Here is a 21,689-nt window from a genome sequence, read left to right on the forward strand (position 1 = left end):
AAAATGTGGCGGATTGAAGAAGACCCAGATCGGGGATCTGATCCTGCCGATTGCTGCCATCCGGGGCGACGGAACCAGCAACGACTACATGCGTCCCGAAATTCCGGCTTTGCCATCGTTCCGTCTGCAGCGAGCTGTCTCGTCGACGATCAAACGATATGAGCTGGATTACTGGACAGGCACTGTTTACACCACCAATCGACGTATCTGGGAGCACGATGAGGTCTTTAAAGATTACCTGCGCGAGCTTCGGGCTATGGCAATTGATATGGAAACAGCTACGATTTTCACGGTCGGCTTTGTCAACTCCATCCCCCACGGGGCTTTACTATTGGTTTCTGATAACCCCCTTGTGCCGGAGGGCGTAAAAACCGAAGAAAGCGACAAGCGTGTAACCACTCAGTTTGTTACGCAGCATCTGGACATCGGAATCGACGCCCTGCTGGAGCTCGAAACGTCGGGCGAATCCGTAAAACATCTGCGGTTTGAATAAATTGTTACGCAGAATGCCTCGAATTCTGCTTGAAAACTGTCATTTGTTCGTATTAATTAAATTTTTTTGACAAAATGTCAGTACCGTTTGTTGTTAATTCGTAAAAATAAGACAATTTGTCACGGTCATGACAGGAAATTGCTTTGGTATAAGGTTTGTAATAAGGAGAGTGTGTTTGAAAATAAACAACCCAACAACGAAAAAAACGCTAATACCATGGCAACTTTAGTTCGATATAACAATTTCCCTACGTTCTTCAATCCATTCTACGGCCGTCCTGTTATCAACCGTTATCACAACAGTACGCCCAACGTACCGGCTGTTAACGTAAAAGAAACAGAAACCGCTTTCCATCTTGAACTGGCCGCTCCTGGTCTGAAAAAAGAGGATCTGAAAGTGAACGTAGAAAATAACAAATTGACGATTGCGTACAGCTCTGAAGTGAAATCTGAAGAAACGACCGAGAAATTCACTCGTCAGGAGTTTGGCTTCACCTCGTTTGAACGTAGCTTCCGTCTTCCTAAAACCGTAAATGCCGACGAAATTAAGGCTGCTTATACCGACGGTATTCTGACCGTTGAACTGCCTAAAGTTGAAGTGAAAGACGAAAAAACCGTCAAAGAAATTGCCATTGCTTAAGTAAAGCACGGGGCTTAGGGCAAAGGGTTTAATATTGCCGTGCGGCCTTACGTTAGAAAAGCTCACACCGATTGGTGTGGGCTTTTTTGTTTATAATTTTCTTCCTCTGCCCCACGCCCATGCTCTTTGCTAGAACAGCATTTTCATAAACGCTTCCAATTTTTTCTCATCCAGATTTCCGTCCGTCCGTACGCCACTGCAAATGTCTAATCCGAACGGACGTACCGTATCTACCGCCTGGCGGACGTTTTGTGGATTTAAGCCGCCCGCCAGAAACACAGGCACGGTTGATTGTTCGACAATCTGACGGCTGACCTGCCAATTGTGTACCCGGCCTGTACCACCTAATTCCTTCACTGCCAGGGTTGGATTGCCAGAGTCAAGCAAAAGCGCGTCGGCACCATCCTGAACCGCTCTCAGAGCTTCGTCAATGTTACGTTCGTCGATAACGTGGATGACCTGAACTAGTTTAACAGTGGGTAGGGCTTTATGAAGTTCTGCATAGGTTGTTGGTAATACGGCGTCAACAATCTGGATGGTGTTGGCACCAACTCGCTGCTGATGAGCAATAATATCCTCTGTACTGAGTTCGCTGGTGAGCATGAACGTAGCAATGGGTGGGGGCGTAGCCCGAACAATTTGAGCGGCTAATTCATCGTCCACTACGCCGGGTCCACTGGGCATCCGTCCGACCAGACCCAGAGCATCGGCGCCGAATTGTACGGCTATCTGAGCCTCGGCAAGACTACTGATACAACAAATTTTAACGCGTGTTCTGAACTGAGATTCCATTCTTTGTGGTTGATTAATTGAACGGCAAGGCGACAAAGGTACGATGCACCCGTTAACAAGATGGTTCAACAATACACAGACGACTCCTACGCATCTCTCCGCATTCCTGAATTTCGGTACTTCATCATGAATAGTTTCCTGATCACCGTTACGTTGCTGATCCAGGAAGTTACACTGGGGTATGAACTATACAAAATGACGCACGATCCGCTGATGCTCGGCTTAGTTGGTCTGGCTGAAGCGATACCGTTTATTGCGCTGTCGCTGTTTGGCGGACATTTAGCCGACCGGCGCGATAAAAAAAGTATTCTGCTCTGGAGCTTGCTGGTCATTATTCTTGGCTCCGTTATTCTCTATCTGGTTTTTCAACCATCGGTGGCGGCTGGTTTATCACAAACCACGCGGCTGGCCACGATTTATGGAGTGCTAATGCTGATCGGTACGGCCAAAGGATTTTATTCGCCCGCCAGTTCATCGCTGAAACCGTTTTTGGTCCCTCGTGAGTTGTACGCTAATTCCGCTACATGGTACAGTTCATTCTGGCAGGCGGGGGCTATCGTTGGGCCAGGCGTAGCAGGGTTTCTGTACAGTTGGGTTGGCTTTGATAACTCACTAATTCTGGTCATTGCGCTGCTGATCGTGTGCTTTTTCCTGATTACCCTTATTGAGCGGAAACCGGTACCCGTCAGCGACGAACCAGCACAGGGGCTTCGCGAAAGCCTGAAAGAAGGATTTCGGTTTGTGTTTAAAACCCGGATTGTGCTTTACGCCATTTCGCTCGATTTATTTTCGGTATTGTTTGGGGGTGTAGTAGCCATTCTGCCTGTCTTTGCTGAAGATATTCTGCACGTGGGCGCAGAAGGTTTGGGTTTTCTGCGGGCTGCTCCATCGATTGGCGCTCTGTTGACAATGGCCTACATGACGAAGCACCCACCAACGCATAATGCCTGGCGAAATATGTTGCTGGCCGTAACGGGATTCGGGATAGCGACTATAATTTTTGCGCTCTCAACCAATTTCTACCTGTCGCTGCTTATGCTTGGCCTAACGGGCGCATTCGATAGCGTCAGTGTCATTATTCGTCAAACGATTCTGCAAATTTTTCCACCCGATCACATGCGCGGGCGGGTGGCCGCTGTGAATGGTATGTTTGTCAGTTCATCAAACGAAATTGGCGCGTTTGAATCGGGCCTGCTCGCCAAATTGCTGGGGACCGTACCGTCGGTAGCGCTCGGCGGGGTTGTTACGTTGCTGGTAGTAGGGTATGTCTATACCCGATCAAAGGAATTGTTTGCTGTCCATCTGAGCTGACAAAGCAAATCGCCGGATTAAAAACCAATGTGCCCTGTTTAGGTACTGGCTTTAATTCGGCGATTATATATATAAAGGTATAAGTCAGGCGCGGGCGATCGGAATTCCCAGACTGCTGATAAATTCATCAACGTTAATCTGCTCATTGAGCAACACCCGCTCGTTAAAAATTTCCCAGAACAGCTCATCCGATAGTTGATAATCCCGTTGCAGCCGGATCATATCGCGGATACTTTCTTTGAGTTGACTACTCGGCGCTGGCGCCGGATTGGAACGTAGCTGAAGAGTTTCCATAACCATTGTTATTTGCGTGCGAGTTTATAAACTCCCTCATTCTCTGATTGTTTTCGATAAAAACAATAGTTTGGCAAGTAGTTAGAAAAATCAGATCGCTTCTTCCTGCATGGGGTTTGGTGACCCTGGCAGAACCACGAAACCTTTCCAGGGTAATGCAATTGGTACCTTAAAAAAACCATTGAATCAGAAACAGTACAACTGGCAACAGGCAGGTTAATTTTAACCAGTAATTACGCAAAAGAACTTTAAATTTACGGCTTATCGATTTACTATGAAGAACATCGTCTTACTCGCTGGTGCCTTTGTTACGGGCCTGAGCCTGATTGCGCTCACACCCTCGTCCATCCGTCAAAAACCGCCCAAACTGGTAAAAGTCTGGGAAACCGATACTACGTTACGTACGCCCGAATCGGTGCTGTTCGACGGCAATAACACGCTCTACGTAGCGAACATTGATGGAAAAGCCGATTCACTCGACGGAAATGGGTTTATCTCAAAAGTTTCGCTGGACGGTAAAATTGAGAATCTGCGCTGGACATCCGGTCTGAATGCGCCGAAAGGAATGGGTATCTATAAAGATAAACTGTACGTAACGGATGTCTATCGACTGGTGTGTATCAATACGGCAAACGGCCAGGCCGAAAAAACCTGGGATGCCGTTGGTAAGGGCGCTTTTTTGAACGACGTAACGGTAGCAAAAGATGGTACGGTCTACGTATCGGATAGCCGCGCCGATAAAATTTACCGCCTGAAAGATGGGAAATGGGAAGTGCTGGCAGAAGGTGAGCATTTAAACAAACCTAACGGCGTACTGGCCGTTGGTAAGGACAAACTCATGGTTGGAAGCACGAAAATCGGCGCGCTACGTACCATGGATTTGAACACAAAAACCTTAACGACCGTGGCCGATGGAATGGCCGCCACCGATGGAATTGTGCCGGAAGGAAAAGGAAACTATTTCGTTTCGGACTGGAACGGCCGCATTTTTCACGTCAGCGCCGACGGCACAAAAGAGCAACTGCTGGATACGCGCAGCGACAAAGTTAGCTCGGCCGATATTGAGTACGTTGAGAAGAAAAAACTACTGGTTGTTCCGACGTTCTTCAAAAACAAACTCGTGGCTTACCGGGTGGAGTAATCTATCTGAATTTCTCAGGTAAAAATGCCCGATCACGTTGATCGGGCATTTTTGCTTACTACGTAGCGGCTTCTTCATCCAGCAGTTTTCTAGCTGTAAGCACACCGCTGAGTTATGACGTAGCATTATTCAGGAAAGCAGTCGGCTGATGGCTTCCTGCGCTTTTTCGTGTCCGAATCCTCTAATTGCCTGATTCATCGATTGTACAATCAGGTCGTTACCCAGATTGCCAATACTTCCTTCGTGCGTGTGATGCAGTTGGCGGGGCGGTACGTACGTGTGTTCTGCGATTTCCTTGCCCACTGTTCGGTACGCTTCACGAAACGGAACGCCTTGTAAAACCAGTTCGTTGACGCGCTCAACGCTGAAGAGTAGATCGTATTTCGAGTCGTCAAGCAGGTTTGACTTAACCTGAAGGTGCTCGAGCATGAAATCCGTGATCTCCAGGCAATCCAGAATTTCGTTGAAAGCGGGCATCAGAATTTCTTTGAGGAGCTGCATATCCCGATGATAACCCGACGGCAAATTGCTCATGACAAGGGTGATCTCCATCGGCAAAGCTTTGAGCCGGTTGGTTTTGGCCCGGAGTAATTCCGCTACGTCCGGATTTTTCTTGTGCGGCATAATGCTACTGCCCGTTGTTAGCGCATCGGGAAGAATCAGAAAACCGAAATTCTGACTGTTGTAGAGACAGATGTCCATCGCCATCCGCGATAACGTAGCGGCAATCGCAGCCAGCGCGGTCAGGGCCGTCTGTTCCGTTTTTCCCCGGCTCATCTGTGCGTACACTACGTTAACATGCATACCTTCAAAACCCAGCAACTCCGTCGTAAGGGTTCGGTTTAGTGGAAATGATGAGCCGTAGCCCGCACCCGAACCGAGCGGATTTCGATTGGCCAGCCGATAGGCTGTTTGCAGCGTAAGCATGTCGTCGGTAAGGGCTTCGGCGTAAGCACCAAACCACAAGCCAAACGACGAAGGCATGGCAATCTGCAAATGCGTATAACCGGGCAACAGATCGTCTTTGTGCTGCTCCGAGCGGCCAATCAGTCTATAAAATACCTGCTGAACAGCTTCTGCTACGTGCCAGAGCCGATCGCGGGTAAAAAGTTTCATATCGACAAGCACCTGATCGTTACGTGACCGTCCCGAATGGATTTTCTTTCCCACGTCGCCCAGGACGCGCGTAAGCATCAGCTCTACCTGCGAGTGTACATCTTCAATACCTTCTTCAATGTCAAACTGACCATGCTGGATCTGCTGATAAATTGTTTTCAACTCGTTGGTCAGCATACTTAATTCCGTATGGCTCAGCAGGCCAATGGTTTCGAGCATTTGGGCATGGGCGAGGTTGCCCAGTACGTCGAATGGCGCGAGGTATAGATCCATTTCACGGTCGCGTCCGACGGTGAATCGTTCAATTTGTTCGGCAGTGGTTACGCCTTCTTTTTGCCAGAGTTTCAAAGCGGAAGAGTTAATGAGTGAAAGAGCGAGGCTGACTGAATCACGCGTGCCCTCTTTGATTTTATTCTGTAAAGGTCGTAAAGAAAGTTGGGCGGGCAAGTTCAGAGAAGCGTACGCAGACTAATCCTGCTCAACAAGGATCATTGGCTCATTGCTACGTTCCTGTTGTTTCGACAACCACCAAAATCCACCGGCCGACACCAGACTAATTCCGGCCAAAGTCAGCCAGAGTGTTGTGAAACCAACGAGATTGATCATAAACGAACCGAAGGCAGGAGCCGTTGTTTGGGCCAGGGCGCCCCCCATTGCATAAAGCCCGAGGTATTGTCCCCGCGTTGCCGGACTGGATCGCTCGACGGTAAACGACTGAAGAAAAGGCATAACCAGCATCTCGCTGAACGTAGCGAATAAAATATACGTCAGGGCAATAACCAGGCCGGAAGCTGTTGCGCCGTACGTAACGTATCCGAGCCAGGCGGGTATAGTGAGTACAACATAGGCCACAGTTACCAGCAAGATTCCTCTGCCGACCAGGCTTAGTCTGGATCGGTTCTGCTGTTCGAGACTGTACACCAGCGCCATTTCGACAGCTACGATCAAGAGGCCGTTGAGTGACATTAACCCGCCAATCAGGAGCTTACTTAGCTGAAGAGCTTCTCTGAAAAAGAGGGGTACGATGGAGAAAAAATGCATAAACACGATAAAGTACAGAGTCGCACAAACAACAAAGCCGATAAACAACGTATCGCGGTAGGGCGATGTCCTGGATAAATCGGTCTGTTCAATCTGGCTGACCGGGTTCAGTACTGCGTTGTCTGTCGGCTTTTGAGGACTCGTTTCGGGTGCCGGTAAAAACAGCCAGAGAACAATACCTGCTACCAGGCAGGTTAGTCCATCTGCCCAGAAAATGAGGCTATAATTAATGCTGGCGAGCCAGCCGCCAATGCCTCCGCCAATCGCCCAGCCGAGGTTGATGGCCAGCCGATTAAGCGAAAAAGCGCGGGTCCGTGTGTCAGAATCGGAGTAATGGGCAATAGCCGCCTGATTGGCAGGTCGGAAAGCATCGCCAAACAGCGTAAAGATGAATACGCTGGCGCAGAGTGCGTAAAAGTTAGTAATAAACTGAAGCGTCAGCAGCGCTATTCCACTAAACAAAAGGCTTACTAACTGGACGTAGTAAAAGCTGAACCGGTCTGTCAGCCGCCCGCCAAGAAATGTACCAACAAAAGCGCCAGAGCCGAAAATAGCCATCACAATCCCCGTATCCGTAACTGAATAATGCAGCTGTTCGGTAAGGTAGAGCGTCATGAATGGCAAAACCATCGTGCCGCAACGATTGATGAGCATGACGCCCGCCAGCAGCCAGACCGAAGGCGATAAGCCCCGGTAAGCCCGTTGATAAAGATGAAGTGTTTGCCGAATCATGCCCGTAAGGTACGATGAATGCAGGCCAACTGGTATTTGTCGTTGAGCAACTGGAAGGATAAGTTTATTCAGACAATACGTGAGTCAGGAAAGCTCCGCCGGTTTATTGAAATAGGAAACAACGGAAGAAGCCACTACCTGGTAAAAACTATAACGACAAAATAAGTTGAGTGTTCCCTAAAAATGAACGTATCAAGTCTCTGGTTGCCTTCGGGCATCAGCATCTTCGCCAGGGGCAACAAATATCTTTTTGTCGGTGATTAGAGGGCGGTGTTCTTCCAGGAATTCTTTGAACAACCGAATTTCTTCCATCTGTTTCTCAATCGGATGCGTTAACGCGTAACTCTCTACGTATACGTCCTGAAAATCAGTAATTACGTATTCCATCAGCTTAATTCCTTTGCGTTTGAGCGCATGCAGATACAGATTCTGATGGTTGTGGACGTAGCGGCCGGGCTGATAAGATGAGGTTGTTTTCAGGTCAACAGCCTTAAACTTACCGATCAGATCGACGTATCCATAAAACAGTACGTCGTCAATTTCCCACTGGCAATAAACCTGCGTATCGACAATAGGTCGGGGTAAAAGTTTACGGACTTTGCTGATTATGGCCGGGTCGAACCGGACTTCATCGGTCCCTTTCACAATCGCTTCTTCAAACGAAATGCCACGCTCCTGAGCTGCTGTAGTTGGCGTAGGTACGCGGTTAATGGAATCGATTAACTCCTGCACAGAAAGATTGCCTCCGCGCAGATAGCGGGCAAATACGTTCAGCAGAGAAGGATAGAAACGATAGTGTACGGGCATAAACGGACAAGGCAATGGCGAATGAATGATGAACAACCGTTAGTCCGTGATGTTTCACAAACCATTTTACATTATTCATTAATTCTTCACTACCAGCAATACACCGGCTATGATCAATACGCTACCCAATAATCGCCAGCCATTGGCCGGATGATGAGCGAAACCCAGCAGGCCGTAATGATCCAGAACAAGAGCGGCCAGTAGTTGGCCGGCTACACTCAGACTTACCATGTTAGCCGTGCCGATTTTGGTTACGCTGACGATAACGGTTATCATGTAAATAGCGCCCATCAGCCCGCCCATCCATTTCCACCAACTGACCTGCCGAACCGTCTCGAACGAAGGTGTTGATGCACCTGAAGCGAGAAAAAGCAGCACCAGCACAACGAACCCAGAGCCGAACGAAATGGCTGCTGCCAGAATAGGGCTGGCCATTGCCTGGCGTAGATTGGCATTGACACCCGCCTGGACCGTAATTGCCAGACCGACTACGAAAGCGAGTAATATATAGAAGTAATTCATTCGGCAAAGGTAGGAAACAAGCAATTGCCGGTTTTATCATTTTACTGGCATTTCTTTCTTAACCTGCTTACACTCACCTCTATGTTCATCATCTCCAACTACCCTTTGGCGGTTACTGTTTGCTTCCTTACCATGCTGTGCTGGGGTTCCTGGGCCAATACCCAGAAACTAACGACACAGTCTGTTCCAACCACCATTTATTATCGTGATTATACGTACGGAATCCTTTTGTTGAGTTTAGCTCTGGCGTTTACGCTGGGTAGTATTGGAAACCATGGCCGGTCTTTCCTCGCTGATTTACAGCAGGCTGCTACACATAATTTGTTCTATGCGCTGGCAGGAGGTTTTGTCTTTAACATTGCCAACATCCTGATTGTGGTCGGTATCGAGCTGGCTGGTTTGTCCGTAGCCATGCCCGTAGGAATTGGGTTAGCCCTGATTCTGGGTGTAATTGTAAATTATATTCTGTCGCCAGTGGGTACAGCCTGGTTGCTGGCAGGTGGCGTTTCGCTTATCTTTCTGGCGGTGGTATTTAGTGCAATGGCCTATCGTTCGAAAGCAAGTATTGGGCAGTCGATCAGTACGCAGGGGCTTGTTATTTCGTTAGTGGGCGGGTTTCTAATGAGCTTTTTCTTTTATTTTGTAGCTAAAGCGATGGCTGCCGATTTTGTTAATCCGGCTCCGGGTCTGCTAACGCCTTACACGGCTTTGGTCTTTTTTGGCATAGGAGTCGTAGTTAGCACTCCATTGTTTATTCCCATTTTACGTCGGTTCACCAGCAAACCTGCTGATGGGGAAATTGGGTATAGTGATGTAAGCGGACGTAGCCATCGGATTGGGATGTTGGGTGGGATGATCTGGTGTTTGGGAATGGCGTCCAGTTTATTAGCCTCCGGAGCGGCTGGTTATGCTATCAGTTATGGCTTAGGGCAAGGCGCTACGATTATTGCCGTATTCTGGGGAATTTTCATCTGGCATGAATTTCGAAATGCTCCCTCAATGGCTTCCCGATACCTTATGCTCATGGGGGTCTGCTACGTACTGGGTCTGGTTTTAATTATTTCGGCCAAATAAGCCGCTGGAGATTACCCATCAAACGAAGGAGAGTGGTCTGCTTCATCTGATAAAAATGGGTGCTTAACCCTGACAAACAGCCGTTTGTCTGAAAGTCCGATGATGGGAAACGTTACGTAACGATCTTTAACGACATCGCTATGTAACGTTTCTTATGCTAAACCGGCCCTATCATGAAAAGCCCCGACCGATCGATTTATTTCCGTTTGCCTAAACTATTTGCCTGGATTATCAGTGCCATTTTAACGCCGTTGATCAGCGCCTGGGCTCAGCAATTGGGGTCTGCGGCTCTGCCTGATGGGCAGAAGCTGTATATGGCCACCTGCAACAACTGCCATAAAGCAGAGGCCGGCGTAGGAGCGCCGGGTTACCTGGTGCTGGCTCAAATGCCTCCCCGTGCTATTTTGGCAGCGCTGGAAACCGGCAAAATGCGGGTGCAGGCTAAAGACCTGACTACCGATCAGCGGAAAGCGGTGGCCCAATGGTTGACAGGGAAAATGATAAAAGACGTAGTGATCCCGAAAGAAGCCTACATCCCGTTTACGCTGCCTGTGGCAGAAAAAGGGTTGGTGCATCATTCCGGCTGGGGAGGAGATCTGGAAGGCACAGGCTATCGGTCGGCGCAGCAGGCGGGTATATCGGCTGAGAATGTTGGGAAACTAAAGTTGAAATGGGCTTTTGCCTTTCCCGAAGCGAATCAGGTACGTAGCAAACCGGCGATCGTGGGTGACTGGCTGATTGTGGGTAGTCATTTTGGCGAAGTATACTGCCTCAATAAGCAGACCGGCAAAATTGGCTGGCGGTTTCAGGCAAAGTCGGCTATACGGGGTGCCATTTCGGTTGTTCAGACCGGCAAAGGAGTGCACGCTTTTTTTGCGGATAACAACACCAACGTTTATGCGCTGGACGTAGCGACGGGCAAACTGCTCTGGGAAAGTAAAGCGGGTAAGCACCCGCAGTCGGGAAATACAGGCTCGGTGGCCGTATATGACAATCGGGTGTACGTACCGCTAACCTCCATCGAAGTCGCTTCCGTTTTGGATCCGGCCTACCCGTGCTGTTCGTCATCGGGCGAAATCGTGGCGCTGGATGCACGCTCGGGAAAGGAAATCTGGCGGCATCGCGTTATTGCCGAAGAAGCTAAAGAAGCAGGTAAAAAGAAAAACGGTTCGCCATTTTATGGTCCATCGGGGGCGATTGTCTGGAGCAGTCCGACGATCGATACGAAACGAGGGCTCCTTTATTACGGGACGGGGGAGAACTACACCGCACCCGCCACAACAACCAGCGATGCCATCCAGGCGCTGGATCTGAAAACAGGGAAACTGGTCTGGTCGTTTCAGGCCACAAAAGACGATACGTGGAATCTGGCGTGTCCGGGCAATCCCAACTGCCCCGAAAAAGCAGGCCCTGATTATGACTTTGGCATGGCGCCTATTCTGGTAAAACAGCCGGACGGTCGTGATCTGCTGGTAGTAGGTCAGAAAGCGGGCAACGTTTATGGCCTATCGCCCGACAAGGGTAACGTAATCTGGCAAACCCGGATCGGACACGGCGGGGCTTTGGGCGGAATCCATTGGGGTATGGCAACCGATGGGAAACTGGTTTATGCCGCCAATGCAGATAACAAGTATGGCATAAACCCTAACGTTGATTCATTAATTAAACCCTCTCCGGGTTTATTTGCGCTAAACGTAACGACGGGCAACGTAGCGTGGAAAACACCCACCCCGTCCTGTGGAGACAAAAAAGGGTGCATAGAAGCTAATTCAGCCGCTCCGACCGTCATTCCGGGTCTTGTGTTTGCTGGTACGCTGGATGGGCATCTGCGCGCTTATTCAACCGCTGATGGCCGGATTTTGTGGGATTATGATACGGCGAAACCGTACCCGACTGTCAACGGTATTGAGGGAAAAGGAGGATCAATTGACGGCCCATCGCCGGTTGTTGCCGACGGTATGTTGTTCGTCAATTCGGGATACGGAATGTTTGGCGAAATGCCGGGTAACGTACTGCTGGCGTTTGAGGTAGAAAAATAATCTGTCTGAATTTTCCGGAGGAATCGCGTGTGGTTGAACAGGCGACTTTCACTAAATCCTGAACTATGTTTCGATTTGTTCAGCGAAAGCGGATAACCAATAGGTTTGCTACGTGTATCTTTGCCGCTGGTTGTCTATTGCATCTATAGGCTTTAGCCTGTTCTACACAACAATCTAAAGTCCTTGAATGCCGTGAAAAGTTTGCAACGGAAACAGGAAATTGATAGTAAAGGAGGTAGGTCGTTACCAGACAAACATTTTTACGGCAGCCTGACAACCTTATTGCTTACTTAAGAATCATTGAAGTAGTACAGAAACGTTAAATTCATTACGTAGTAAATTCATTCTCTATGAGAAAGTTGTTCCTCAGTTTGTTCGTGCTGGTTCCGTTTGTTGCGAGTGCTCAGAATACCAAACCGTTTAAAGTGAACGTAGCAGCCGGGTACGCTGCCACCGCCGATTATTCGAATAGTGACGCGCCTACAAAGGGTGGGTTTGTGTATAGCGTTGAACCCCAATATCGAATCGTCAAAAATCTGGACCTTGGCCTGCGCTTTGAACACTCGTTTGTCCAGCGGCCGGAGTATATCGATAAGGTTATTGTTTTTCAGACGAACGCAAAATATATCTTGTCCGGCTTACTGACGGCAACGTATTCGCTGCCTCTCAAAGGTAAATTTATCCCCTATGTTGGGGTTGGGGGCGGCCTGTATCATACGGCTCCGAGTACACAATCGTACAGGCCGTTCAATATCACAGTTACGTATCCGTTACCGGCAACGAACGTCCTGGGCGGTCTGGCGCGAGTGGGCGTTAAGTGGGGGAGAATTAATCTGGACGGTGCGTATAATATGGTCTCGACCAGCAGCGTAAAAACCAGTTCTACGGGTCTGTCGCTGGAAGGCAGAAATTCCTATTACAGCGTTAAGGTCGGCTTTACGATTGGCGGAGGTGATGCCGAGTAAATAAAGGCAGTCTTTGTAAATAATGGGACGTAGTGAAAAAATCTTCACTACGTCCCATTTACTTTTCATGCAGTAGCATAAACATTTCGGCTGCGTGCCAGGCGTGCGGAAAAGCTATTTTCTGTTTCACTAAATCCCGGTCAAGCACCGTCAGGCCGGGGTAGTGGGCGTCGATGTCGCGTTGCTGCCAGCTGAGCGGATAGTCGATATTGCCTACCATACCTCGCTTTGCTGGTCCGCTGGAATGATCGTAAAAATGATCCTCGGCCCAACCGAAAAAAGGATTATTGGCAAAGTTGTCATCAGGCTGTTTTTCCGCCGTTGTCGTGGCTTCGACATGATCGTGTTTGTAATCCAGCCAGAACACCGATGAATAGCTGTCGTACTGTTTCGGAATGACGTAAGCGTCTGGCAAACCCAGCAATTTCAACCCATACTTCAGCCATTTGGTCTGATAAACCGGGTGCGCTACGTTATCCGTTTTGCCTACGATGTGATTCTCTTTCCGGACTCGCCGGGCCGAATCCAACACAACAGGGACAACCGGATGATTCTTATCCGATACCAGCGATACCAAAAGCAGTACCTCTCCCAGGTTGTCTGTTTCGAGCCGGTTGTTGTGGTCGAATGGGTCATGAATGGCCAAAATCCAGTCGCGAATCAAAGGCAGGTTGCCGGTGGTACGTAGCACCATGGCCATCGTTGCTGCATCGCGATACCACGGTTTATAATAGACCAGAAAATTCGGGACAGGACGGCCGTTGATCACATTGATCAGCACTTCCTGATGCAGCACACGTAGCACCGGACCGAAGGTTTTACTGGCAAAACGAGGTAAATTCACACGACTGCGCGTACCGGGAATGAGTTTCGGGCGTTTGTTGCGTTGAAGGAGCCAGACGCCTGTTTCATCTTCGCGAATCTGAATGACCTGACCATCGGCCAGCGTCAGATGCACCAGATATTCCGACGGAACAATGATTTCCTGCCGGACACTCCACTGCTCTTCAATACTGCCCGTCAGCGCATTCAGCAGCCGCCCATTCCGGTAAATGAGTTTGATGCGGTCGCCCATTCCGAATTGAAAAAACTTCAGATCGGGCAGCTTATACTGATTGGTGTGCTCACGCCGAAGTAGTGCCAGATTCTCGTGATACGTCTGCAAAGCACTCGCCGGATCATCATAAAATGCTGGCGGAACGGGCTTCTGGGCATAAACCGATGCGGTAAGGAACAGAGTGAAAAAGAGGCAAATCGTGCGTGGCATAAATGGCTGAATTTACCGCAGAAGGAAAGTGGTTTTCAAGGGAAAGGGGCGGGGTCTATGTAATAATTAGTTTGTAAGTACGATTGCAATAGGGTAATTCAGGGGAGAACCGGAAAGTTACATCACCTCATTTCGTTTGGGCATCGACGCCTGTGCACCCATACGGGTGACAGAGAGGGAAGCGGCTTTGCAGGCAAAGGTAACTGCTTCGGGGAGCGCCTGGCCTTCTGCTAAAGCAACGGTAAGCGCTCCATTGAAACAATCCCCGGCAGCGGTTGAATCGACAGCCGTTACGCGTGGAACCTGAATCACCTGCCCCTGGTCGTTTGTATATAGATAAGCACCTTTCGAACCAAGCGTTATCACTACGTGAGCGACGCCCAGCTCACGTAATTTTTGGGCGGCCTGTTCTGCCGTTGAGACATCCGTCACGTGGACGCCCGTCAGGATTTCGGCTTCGGTTTCGTTGGGTGTAATCAGAAAAATATGCGGAAACAGCGTATCTGCCAATACCTGCGCGGGAGCCGGATTTAGAATAACGCGTAACCCGCGCGCGGCCGCCTGTTCAACTACGTACTCGACGGTGGGTAAAGGTATCTCTAGCTGCAATAGTACGAACGTATCAGGTGTAGCGGCCTGCAGAGCCTCTTCGGTTTCAGCGGGTTCAAGATGAGCATTGGAGCCAGGCGCAACCGTAATGCAGTTTTCGCCATTGGCGTCAACGTTGATAAGTGCAACGCCCGATGGGTGATCCGTATCGGTTAGCACATACGTAGTGTCGATTCCTTCCTGTTGAAAGCCCGTGATGGCCTGCTGACCGAAAATATCATTACCGACTTTAGCGACGAAAGTTACCTGACCATTCAGCCGGGCGGCAGCAACGGCCTGATTGGCGCCTTTCCCACCGGGATTCATCAGGAACGTACCGCCCAGCACCGTTTCGCCCGGCGCGGGCAATTTATCGGACTTTACCACCATATCGGTATTGGAACTACCCACTACCAAAATCTGATTTGGCATGAATTCAGGAATTTATAGTAAATTTTACGATATAAATGCAGTGCCCAGGCTGCATTTACTGTTACACAAGTGGTTTATCGTGTAATTGAAGCAGGTAGTGCGCTTCAGTAAGCGGTTAAATTAAAGCAGAAAATGAGGTTGGTACCAGTCAAACTGTGATCTATTTATCAACGGCTATGTTTTCGCGTCTGATTTTACTCATCGGTCTGGTCGCTACGTTACGTTTGGTCAGTTATGGCCAGTGTACGGTTTCGCAGGATGACCAAAAGCGAGTGATAACTACCTGCAAATTCTACGAAGCGAACGATGGATTTTTGATGAACCGGTCGGATCGTTCTCAGGTAGTTTCGCAGGTCGTGTATCTGGGAAGTGAATATTTTAGTTATCCGATCTGGCAAAACGGAACCCTGGAAGTAGGGGAGGCCAGGAAAGTTATTCCCTGTACGATTGCCTTTAATCTGGTTACGAACGAAATACGGTGCCGGTTTGCAGGCGATTCGGCTACGTATGCCGTACTGCCCGATGCGTTTACGATAAACGGAACCCGTTTCATCAATCCGACAAAAAATGTATCCGGACAGGTAGAACGGACCTATTACATGGTTTTGTATGCCGGCAAAACCCGGCTTCTGAAACAACTGAAATGCAATTTAAGAATTCGCGATAACGATGTGTATAGGCTGGATGATACGTTTAACGGGGCCTTTGTTTTGCAGCAGACGTATTACATTCAGCGCGATAATGGATTGCTTACGCCCGTGAACTTATCCCGAAAATCAGTGCTCGACGTACTGGCCGATCAGGCAGCGGCATTGAAACAGATTCTTCCAAAAAATAAAATAACCGTAAACGAGCTAGCCAGCGCCGTTGCGTACTACGATGGTTTCCGGTAAGAGCCTGGAAAAAATCACGTCAGAGAAATTCCTGCACCGATGTCGTGAATACGTTTTCGTCTGCACAACTTACAAATGCGTATATTGCATTCTATTAATGATGGAACCTTTTTAGAACGATATGACGTCGTTGAGAAAGGTTTTCATTTCATAACCGCCTATTATACTCAATGAATTTATCGACTGTTGATCTGACAAATTGTGATCGGGAACCTATTCATATTCTTGGTCACATTCAGTCGCACGGCTATCTCATTGCTATTCATCCCGATACGTATTCAATTGTTCATGCCAGCGAAAATATTATTGATCTGGTCAACGTCCCTGCTTCTCAGCTTCTGGGGCAATCGATTGATACGTTACTGACGAATACCGACGTATCGGCCAATACGCTCATTGAGCTTCTGAACGTAGTAAGGCGGAATGACTCGCTGGAACCCCTGAATCCGCACCGGTTTGTACTAAATGGTACGGCGTGGAATCTGATTCTGCATCAGCATAATGGGCTTATTTTGATGGAATGGGAGCCCATCGGCGATGAGCGAAACCTACAGATTAACCAACAGTTGATTTCGCAGGCGCTGACAGAAGTTCAGGCTAGCCGAACGCTTGCGGATTTGCTACAAAATACGGCGCAACGGGTAAAAACCATCATCGGATACGACCGCGTAATGGTTTACCAGTTCAGCCCCGACTGGCATGGACACGTAGTGGCCGAAGCGAAAGACGATCATCTGGAGCCGTTTCTGGGTTTGCATTATCCGGCCTCCGACATTCCGCGCCAGGCTCGTGAACTCTACAAAATCAATCTGGTACGTTTGATTGCGGATGTAAACAGTGTACCCTCGCCCATTCTGTCGGAACCTGACTGGCCAGCAGAACGTCCGCTGGATCTGACCCACGCTACGTTACGTGCCGTTTCGACTATTCATATCGAATACCTCAGGAATATGGGCATACAGGCCTCCATGAGTATTTCGCTGATGTATCGGGGCGAACTCTGGGGTTTGATTTCCTGTCATAACACGACGCCCCGGTTTGTGGATTTTCAGGCTCGGCAAACGGCAAAGTTCGTCAGTCAGTTATTGTCGGCAGCCCTTGAGTTTCGCAAGGACGAAGAGGAAAAGACCAATCTGCTACGTTATACCCAGAGCGGCCAGCGCCTTCATGAGCAACTCCTGCTGGATAATAATGTGGCGCGGGCCCTGACCAAATCAGCTGTTACGGCACTCGACATCACCGAGGCAACCGGAGCGGCTCTTATTTTTGATGATAAAGTTTCGCTGCTGGGAAAAACGCCCGACGAAACGGCGGTTCGGGCGCTGGCAAGCTGGCTGGGCTCAACCAGTGTCGAAACGTTTTTGCAAACGAATCATCTGACAAACCTGTACCCGCCGGCCGAAGCGTTTGCGGAAGTAGGAGCCGGACTGCTCGCCATTGTTCTGTCGAAAGAATTGAACGAATACCTGTTCTGGTTTAAACCTGAGCTGGTTCAGCAGGTTACGTGGGCGGGCAATCCAAACAAGCCGGTTTCGGTGGAACCGGACGGACAGCAGCGAATATCGCCCCGGAAGAGTTTCCGTGCCTGGACGGAGAGCGTCCGTAGTAGGTCGGAGTTCTGGAATGAGGCCGAAATTGGTTCTGTAATCAAACTGCGCGAAGATATTTTGCAGGTTATAACCAGGCAGGCCAATGAAGTTCGGATGCTCAATCAGCGACTACAGGTAGCTTACGAAGAGCTGGACGCGTTCAGTTACACTGTATCGCACGATCTTCGCACACCGCTGTCGTCGATACGGTGTTATTCCGAAATTATCCTGGAAGAGTACGGGAAGGATCTCAATCCGGACGCGCAGGACTTGTTCCAGAAAATAACCGAATCGACCGAACGGATGCAGCGCCTGATTCGGCATATCCTATACTACTCGCGGATGGGACGTACCGACCTAACCCTGAGCCCGGTTGAGATGAAGCCGTTGCTGGAGAATATTCGGGAAGAACTTCTGATTGCCAACAAAAATCGGTCTATACGTATCGACATAAGGGATACGCCCCCCATAACCGGCGATCCGACAATGATTCATCAGGTGTTTTCGAACTTACTTAGTAACTCGGTTAAATACACCCGGCGAGCGTCGGAAGCGGTTATTCAGGTAAACGGCCAACAAACCGAAGACGATGTAGTTTATTCTGTTGTCGATAACGGGATTGGATTCGATATGAAGCAGGCAGGAAAGATGTTTGACCTGTTCAAACGGTTGGAAAATGCCCGCGAATTTGAAGGGACGGGTGTTGGGCTGGCTATTGTGAAGCGCATTATTAATCGGCATCAGGGGAAAATCTGGTTTCATAGCGAGCCAAATCGGGGCACTACGTTTACCGTTTCATTCCCACTTATTACCCATTGATTATTGGAAGTATGGTAGATATAGTTTACGTTGAGGATGATCCGAATGATGCGGATATCTTCAGTCGTCTAATCAAAAAAATGGACCGCTCCATTACGTTCACTGTTTTGAAAAGTGGATCGGAAGCAGTTGAATATCTGAGCGGAAGTAATCAGACCGGTGCATTGCCGAAACTGATTCTGATGGATCTGAATTTGAACGGATTGAGTGGGTTCTATGTGATAGAGCACGCTCGCTCACTCGAACGCACAAAATACCTGCCTATCGTCGCTTTCAGTACGTCCGACAGCCCGCGTGATATTCACTCCGCCTACGAAGCGGGGGTGAATGCCTATGTTGTGAAACCCGGTAGTTACCAGGCTACGGGCAGCATAATCGGGAAAATGTGCGATTTCTGGTTAGAAAATAACATTCGAATCGATCATCGATGACGTTACTGGAACGGTTACGGCAGGAAACCCGGCCCATGCACGAGCAAACCGAGCAGCTTTTTTATACGGAAGCTCTTCAAAATGGTACGTTAACCCCGGACGAATACGCTCATTTACTAAGAACTCACTTGATTTTTCACCAGTCGCTCGAAACGGCTATTGATCAGCATCCGGATTTTTTTCAAAACTACGAGCCGGATAGCCGGCGGAAAACTCCCTGGTTGCTAAACGATCTGGCTTATCTGAACGAATTGATTTCTGAACCGGCTCCCAACATATTTACTGGCTGGACACCCGCTCAGTTGCTGGGAGCGGCTTACGTGGGCGAAGGGTCAATGCTGGGTGGTACGGTTATCTGGCGGATGTTACACAAAAATCCAGCCATCCAGCCTTTGCTGGCTCAGGCGCGTTTTTACCAAGGGTACGGAAGCGAAACAGGCAGCCAGTGGAAACGCTTTGGAGCGTTTGCCCTGCAATCGGCTGAGAGCCAATATGATGAGGTAGTGGGAGCCGCTAAGCAGGCGTTTATTCGTTACCAGACGATATTTATGGGGGCCTTTAAAGCACCGGCAGAAACACTTTAAACGTAGAACCTTCGCCCGGTTTGCTGCTGACGTCCATTGCACCGCCATGACTCTCCACAACGCGCTGGCAAATGGCCAGTCCAATTCCGGTGCCACTGTATGAAGTGGAGTCATGCAAGCGCTGGAAAGGCGTGAAGATCCGGTCTTTGTAACGCTCGTCAAAGCCAATGCCGTTATCCGCTACGCTAATCACCCAAAACGGTTGTGCATATTGATCCTGTAAGCTGTCCGGGAGTTCGTTCGGTTGCGCAATGCGGGAATGGACCTGAATAACAGGGACGGTGTTTTTTGGAATAAACTTGAGCGCATTGCTAATCAGATTCTGGAAAAGCTGACGTAACCGCGATGAGCTTCCCGACACGCTGGGGAGTTTTCCAATGTCGACCGTAGCGTTTTTTTCCGAAATACTCATTTCCAGATCACTGCTTACATCCTCAAGGACTTCATCCAGCGCTACGTTCGTAAACGGTTCGCGCTGCGTGCTTAATTTAGAATAGGTCAGCAGGTCTTTAATGAGCATTTGCATTCGTTGGGCCGACCGCTGAATTCGCCGGACCATATCCGTTTCACCATCCGAAATATTATCAGCGAATTGGGTTTTCAACAGGTCGCTAAATGCCTGTATCCGCCGGAGCGGCTCCTGTAAATCATGCGATGCGATATGGGCAAACTGTTGCAGACTTTCGTTCGACCGTTTGAGTTCGGCGTTGGCTGCTTTGAGTTCGGCTGCCTGTTGTTGAGCCGCCAGTTCGGCCTGTTTTCGATCCGTAATGTTGTTATACGTAACAACAACGCCATTCTCTTCCTGCTTCACCGCCGATACTTCAAACCAGCCTTCCAGGCCAAACTCATCCTGGTAGTACTGTGTGCTTTGTTCGGGTTCGCCAGAATTCGTTACCCGGACGTACAGATCGAAAAAACCATTATCGCGATTACCGGGAAAGACAGTCAGCAGAGTACGACCAACAATCTGGTCAGGAGTCATGAAATTGCTTTTGATGACGGCCGCGTTAGCGGTATTCATCATAAAATCATAGATAACTCCCTTCGGGTCGCGCATGGCCGTCATAGCGATAATACTATTCAGCGAAGCGTCCAGCGTAGTACGTAATTGATGCGCCTGACGTTCCAGATTCTGGGTCTGTTCGGCCACGCGTTGCTGTAAAATAGTTTCGTTCCGTTTGCTGTTTGTTATATCGACAACTGTGCCGATAAACTGCCTTGCAACTCCTTTGTCGTCGAAGAACGCCCGGCCGTTAGCCCGTATCCAGCGGAGCTGACCGTCTTCAAGCCCTACTGTACGATACTCGATATCATAATGACCATCGCTTTCGGGCAGTAAAGTCCGCTGAACAATCTGATCGGTTTTGTTTCGGTCATCCGGGTGCAATCCGTCCAGAAAAACGGAATAGTCAATTTTTGCGGTAGGGGGGAGGCCAAACAATTCCTTGCATCGATCAGACCAAATCAGTTCGCCCGTAACGGGGTTAAAATCCCAGGTTCCCAGTTGAGCGGCTTCCATAGCCAGCTGAAACCGGTCTTCCATTGCCTGCGAGCGAATTTCGGCCAGTTTACGCTCCGTTACGTCCACCAGCACACCCGAAAACGTAAGTGGCTGATGCTGCTCTGTGAAGGTAACCTTACCGCGTGCCAGTACCCACCTGATTTTTTCATCTTTACCAGCAATTCGGTATTCGGCTTCGTAAATGCTACCGGCATCGATGGCCGTTTCAATTAGTTTAAGAATGCGCGCCTTGTCATCAGGATGAATACTATCCGTAAACGTGCTCAGCGGCAAACCGTTAGCTTCCGGAGTATCGGGTAAGCCAAACAGACGTAGCAAATTCTGGTCGCCGTATACATTGTCCGTTTTTATTTCCCAGAACCAGGTAGCAACCAGGCCAATACTCAGGGCTGTTTGTAGATGATCGTATGAACGACGTAATAACGCTTCTTCAGCAGGTAGCAAAGGAGAAAACTGCGCAGCGAGTAGCTGATTCATACGTCGACAAAAGCTGAAACGGAAAATGAGCCATCTGGCTGTATTGACATAAACCGCTCTGCTTCGCTCTTGTTAGATAAATTCAGAGTAGATCGGGCATGTTTTAACAAAATTACAG

At 49.1% G+C, this 21,689-nt stretch carries 20 protein-coding genes; 11 read left to right on the forward strand and 9 right to left on the reverse strand.

Features of this window, described 5'->3' with window-relative positions:
* The coding region (locus ACOJS8_RS02715; protein WP_420146992.1) for an AMP nucleosidase at window positions 1-493 on the forward strand (493 nt) is incomplete at its 5' end.
* A 216-nt stretch (window positions 494-709) separates the two neighbouring features.
* Window positions 710-1,132: an Hsp20/alpha crystallin family protein gene (locus ACOJS8_RS02720; RefSeq protein WP_420146993.1), complete on the forward strand. Its 423-nt coding sequence runs from the start codon at window positions 710-712 to the stop codon at window positions 1,130-1,132.
* Between the two features lie 129 nt (window positions 1,133-1,261).
* On the opposite strand, the gene ACOJS8_RS02725 is transcribed toward ACOJS8_RS02720, so the two are convergent.
* Complete coding sequence (locus tag ACOJS8_RS02725; protein ID WP_420146994.1) at window positions 1,262-1,924, reverse strand: phosphoribosylanthranilate isomerase; 663 nt, start codon at window positions 1,922-1,924, stop codon at window positions 1,262-1,264.
* A gap of 60 nt (window positions 1,925-1,984) precedes the next feature.
* Here ACOJS8_RS02725 and ACOJS8_RS02730 point away from each other — a divergent pair, with 60 nt between their 5' ends.
* Window positions 1,985-3,235, forward strand: a complete 1,251-nt coding sequence (locus ACOJS8_RS02730; protein ID WP_420146995.1) for an MFS transporter — start codon at window positions 1,985-1,987, stop codon at window positions 3,233-3,235.
* Window positions 3,236-3,319: 84 nt separating this feature from the next.
* On the opposite strand, the gene ACOJS8_RS02735 is transcribed toward ACOJS8_RS02730, so the two are convergent.
* On the reverse strand, window positions 3,320-3,529 hold the full coding sequence (locus ACOJS8_RS02735; RefSeq protein ID WP_420146996.1) for a hypothetical protein: 210 nt from the start codon (window positions 3,527-3,529) through the stop codon (window positions 3,320-3,322).
* 274 nt (window positions 3,530-3,803) lie between these two features.
* On the opposite strand from ACOJS8_RS02735, the gene ACOJS8_RS02740 reads away from it, so the two are divergent.
* Window positions 3,804-4,670 (forward strand): SMP-30/gluconolactonase/LRE family protein, encoded by an 867-nt coding sequence (locus tag ACOJS8_RS02740; protein ID WP_420146997.1) that lies wholly within the window; start codon window positions 3,804-3,806, stop codon window positions 4,668-4,670.
* Window positions 4,671-4,799: 129 nt separating this feature from the next.
* On the opposite strand, the gene argH is transcribed toward ACOJS8_RS02740, so the two are convergent.
* The 4 genes from argH to ACOJS8_RS02760 all read right to left on the reverse strand — a co-directional run bounded on the left by argH (window position 4,800) and on the right by ACOJS8_RS02760 (window position 8,888).
* A complete protein-coding gene (gene argH, locus ACOJS8_RS02745; RefSeq protein WP_420146998.1) occupies window positions 4,800-6,134 on the reverse strand; it encodes an argininosuccinate lyase in 1,335 nt (444 codons plus the stop codon).
* Between the two features lie 120 nt (window positions 6,135-6,254).
* On the reverse strand, window positions 6,255-7,559 hold the full coding sequence (locus ACOJS8_RS02750) for an MFS transporter (RefSeq protein ID WP_420146999.1): 1,305 nt from the start codon (window positions 7,557-7,559) through the stop codon (window positions 6,255-6,257).
* Between the two features lie 192 nt (window positions 7,560-7,751).
* Window positions 7,752-8,366 (reverse strand): hypothetical protein, encoded by a 615-nt coding sequence (locus ACOJS8_RS02755; RefSeq protein ID WP_420147000.1) that lies wholly within the window; start codon window positions 8,364-8,366, stop codon window positions 7,752-7,754.
* Window positions 8,367-8,444: 78 nt separating this feature from the next.
* The gene (locus tag ACOJS8_RS02760; RefSeq protein WP_420147001.1) at window positions 8,445-8,888 is read right to left on the reverse strand and encodes a DMT family transporter; all 444 of its coding nucleotides are present in this window, start codon (window positions 8,886-8,888) and stop codon (window positions 8,445-8,447) included.
* Between the two features lie 81 nt (window positions 8,889-8,969).
* On the opposite strand from ACOJS8_RS02760, the gene ACOJS8_RS02765 reads away from it, so the two are divergent.
* The 3 genes from ACOJS8_RS02765 to ACOJS8_RS02775 all read left to right on the forward strand — a co-directional run bounded on the left by ACOJS8_RS02765 (window position 8,970) and on the right by ACOJS8_RS02775 (window position 12,966).
* Window positions 8,970-9,962, forward strand: a complete 993-nt coding sequence (locus tag ACOJS8_RS02765) for a multidrug DMT transporter permease (RefSeq protein WP_420147002.1) — start codon at window positions 8,970-8,972, stop codon at window positions 9,960-9,962.
* Between the two features lie 173 nt (window positions 9,963-10,135).
* Entirely contained in the window at window positions 10,136-12,001 is a 1,866-nt protein-coding gene (locus ACOJS8_RS02770; protein ID WP_420147003.1) for a PQQ-binding-like beta-propeller repeat protein, read from the forward strand.
* Between the two features lie 350 nt (window positions 12,002-12,351).
* Window positions 12,352-12,966 carry a hypothetical protein gene (locus tag ACOJS8_RS02775; protein ID WP_420147004.1) on the forward strand — a complete coding sequence of 205 codons (615 nt, stop codon included), beginning with the start codon at window positions 12,352-12,354 and terminating at the stop codon, window positions 12,964-12,966.
* Between the two features lie 58 nt (window positions 12,967-13,024).
* Here ACOJS8_RS02775 and ACOJS8_RS02780 read toward each other — a convergent pair whose 3' ends face one another.
* Together ACOJS8_RS02780 and rbsK are read right to left on the reverse strand one after the other, a co-directional pair.
* Window positions 13,025-14,233, reverse strand: coding sequence for a hypothetical protein (locus ACOJS8_RS02780; RefSeq protein WP_420147005.1), 1,209 nt, complete (start codon window positions 14,231-14,233; stop codon window positions 13,025-13,027).
* Between the two features lie 117 nt (window positions 14,234-14,350).
* Window positions 14,351-15,253: a ribokinase gene (rbsK, locus tag ACOJS8_RS02785; RefSeq protein ID WP_420147006.1), complete on the reverse strand. Its 903-nt coding sequence runs from the start codon at window positions 15,251-15,253 to the stop codon at window positions 14,351-14,353.
* Between the two features lie 155 nt (window positions 15,254-15,408).
* On the opposite strand from rbsK, the gene ACOJS8_RS02790 reads away from it, so the two are divergent.
* The 4 genes from ACOJS8_RS02790 to ACOJS8_RS02805 all read left to right on the forward strand — a co-directional run bounded on the left by ACOJS8_RS02790 (window position 15,409) and on the right by ACOJS8_RS02805 (window position 19,569).
* Window positions 15,409-16,146 carry a hypothetical protein gene (locus ACOJS8_RS02790; protein ID WP_420147007.1) on the forward strand — a complete coding sequence of 246 codons (738 nt, stop codon included), beginning with the start codon at window positions 15,409-15,411 and terminating at the stop codon, window positions 16,144-16,146.
* Window positions 16,147-16,316: 170 nt separating this feature from the next.
* Complete coding sequence (locus tag ACOJS8_RS02795; RefSeq protein ID WP_420147008.1) at window positions 16,317-18,554, forward strand: ATP-binding protein; 2,238 nt, start codon at window positions 16,317-16,319, stop codon at window positions 18,552-18,554.
* Between the two features lie 11 nt (window positions 18,555-18,565).
* Window positions 18,566-18,985, forward strand: coding sequence for a response regulator (locus ACOJS8_RS02800; RefSeq protein WP_420147009.1), 420 nt, complete (start codon window positions 18,566-18,568; stop codon window positions 18,983-18,985).
* Entirely contained in the window at window positions 18,982-19,569 is a 588-nt protein-coding gene (locus ACOJS8_RS02805) for a biliverdin-producing heme oxygenase (RefSeq protein WP_420147010.1), read from the forward strand. The genes ACOJS8_RS02800 and ACOJS8_RS02805 overlap by 4 nt, the downstream gene beginning before the upstream one ends.
* Here ACOJS8_RS02805 and ACOJS8_RS02810 read toward each other — a convergent pair.
* Window positions 19,544-21,571, reverse strand: coding sequence for a PAS domain-containing sensor histidine kinase (locus tag ACOJS8_RS02810; protein WP_420147011.1), 2,028 nt, complete (start codon window positions 21,569-21,571; stop codon window positions 19,544-19,546). The genes ACOJS8_RS02805 and ACOJS8_RS02810 overlap by 26 nt on opposite strands.
* Between the last annotated feature and the right edge of the window lie 118 nt (window positions 21,572-21,689).

The sequence above is a fragment of the Spirosoma sp. genome (genome assembly GCF_048594605.1).
In the GTDB taxonomy this organism is placed as follows: domain Bacteria; phylum Bacteroidota; class Bacteroidia; order Cytophagales; family Spirosomataceae; genus Spirosoma.

Bases quoted from the DNA above. Each gene is read 5' to 3' on its own strand.
- ACOJS8_RS02780 (WP_420147005.1), bottom strand. From the start codon at position 14,233: ATGCCACGCACGATTTGCCTCTTTTTCACTCTGTTCCTTACCGCATCG.
- ACOJS8_RS02755 (WP_420147000.1), bottom strand. From the start codon at position 8,366: ATGCCCGTACACTATCGTTTCTATCCTTCTCTGCTGAACGTATTTGCC.
- ACOJS8_RS02750 (WP_420146999.1), bottom strand. From the start codon at position 7,559: ATGATTCGGCAAACACTTCATCTTTATCAACGGGCTTACCGGGGCTTA.
- ACOJS8_RS02795 (WP_420147008.1), top strand. From the start codon at position 16,317: ATGAATTTATCGACTGTTGATCTGACAAATTGTGATCGGGAACCTATT.
- ACOJS8_RS02800 (WP_420147009.1), top strand. From the start codon at position 18,566: ATGGTAGATATAGTTTACGTTGAGGATGATCCGAATGATGCGGATATC.
- ACOJS8_RS02765 (WP_420147002.1), top strand. From the start codon at position 8,970: ATGTTCATCATCTCCAACTACCCTTTGGCGGTTACTGTTTGCTTCCTT.
- ACOJS8_RS02805 (WP_420147010.1), top strand. From the start codon at position 18,982: ATGACGTTACTGGAACGGTTACGGCAGGAAACCCGGCCCATGCACGAG.
- ACOJS8_RS02770 (WP_420147003.1), top strand. From the start codon at position 10,136: ATGAAAAGCCCCGACCGATCGATTTATTTCCGTTTGCCTAAACTATTT.
- ACOJS8_RS02740 (WP_420146997.1), top strand. From the start codon at position 3,804: ATGAAGAACATCGTCTTACTCGCTGGTGCCTTTGTTACGGGCCTGAGC.
- ACOJS8_RS02720 (WP_420146993.1), top strand. From the start codon at position 710: ATGGCAACTTTAGTTCGATATAACAATTTCCCTACGTTCTTCAATCCA.
- ACOJS8_RS02730 (WP_420146995.1), top strand. From the start codon at position 1,985: ATGGTTCAACAATACACAGACGACTCCTACGCATCTCTCCGCATTCCT.
- ACOJS8_RS02775 (WP_420147004.1), top strand. From the start codon at position 12,352: ATGAGAAAGTTGTTCCTCAGTTTGTTCGTGCTGGTTCCGTTTGTTGCG.
- ACOJS8_RS02735 (WP_420146996.1), bottom strand. From the start codon at position 3,529: ATGGAAACTCTTCAGCTACGTTCCAATCCGGCGCCAGCGCCGAGTAGT.
- ACOJS8_RS02725 (WP_420146994.1), bottom strand. From the start codon at position 1,924: ATGGAATCTCAGTTCAGAACACGCGTTAAAATTTGTTGTATCAGTAGT.
- ACOJS8_RS02810 (WP_420147011.1), bottom strand. From the start codon at position 21,571: ATGAATCAGCTACTCGCTGCGCAGTTTTCTCCTTTGCTACCTGCTGAA.
- rbsK (WP_420147006.1), bottom strand. From the start codon at position 15,253: ATGCCAAATCAGATTTTGGTAGTGGGTAGTTCCAATACCGATATGGTG.
- ACOJS8_RS02760 (WP_420147001.1), bottom strand. From the start codon at position 8,888: ATGAATTACTTCTATATATTACTCGCTTTCGTAGTCGGTCTGGCAATT.